Below are 713 nucleotides of genomic sequence, written 5' to 3'. Positions count from 1 at the left end.
GCCGTGGACGGTCCAGGCGCCGGCGGCGTTCTTGGCGGAGAGCTCGATCGTGGTGTCCGACAGCGTGATCGTCACCTGGGCGGGCAGCGGGAGCAGGCCCAGGAGCGTGACGTCGCGGAGCCCCGCCTCCCCGTGCACCTCCGTGGCCGCCGCGTGGGCGAGCCTGGCCAGGGCGGACGGCGGGAGCACGGGATGGCCGTCGCGGTGCCAGTCCTCGGGCGGCAGGCGCCAGGGTGCGTCGGCCAGGTCGTCGAGCGTGGTCGTCCAGGCGTGCCCGGCCGGGGTCTCGACGTGGACGCCGAGCAGGGGGTGGCCGGCCGGCGGGCGTTTCGGCGCGGCCCAGTGCCGGGTGTGCTGCCACGGCGAGTGGGGCACGTCCACGACGCGCCCCCGGGTTCGCGGCACGACGGCCGTGGCCGCGGCGGCCACCTGGTCGTAGAAGTCGCCCTCGGTGATCAGGGCGGCCGGGGGAAGCGTGTCGCGGAGCGCGCCGGACAACAGGGGGCGCGGGCCGAGCTCCGTGAACAGGCCGTAGCCGTCCTCGGCGGCCGCCTGTACCGCCTGCATGAGGCGTACGGGACGACGCAGCCCGGCGGCCCAGTACGCACCCTCGAACACCGGCACCTCGCGAGGATCCTCAAAGACCGGGGAGTAATACGAAATTTCCGGCTTGCTGCCCGTGATGCCCGCCAGCTCTACCCTGAGCCGCGGAA

General features: G+C 74.6%; 1 protein-coding gene. It reads right to left on the bottom strand.

Going from position 1 to position 713, the window contains the following annotated elements:
- On the bottom strand, positions 1-713 hold a 713-nt coding region (locus ETD86_RS54640; protein ID WP_138674425.1), incomplete at both ends, for an acyltransferase domain-containing protein.

The sequence above is a fragment of the Nonomuraea turkmeniaca genome (assembly GCF_005889735.1).
In the GTDB taxonomy this organism is placed as follows: domain Bacteria; phylum Actinomycetota; class Actinomycetes; order Streptosporangiales; family Streptosporangiaceae; genus Nonomuraea; species Nonomuraea turkmeniaca.
This window is presented reverse-complemented; position numbering and strand designations above follow the sequence as displayed.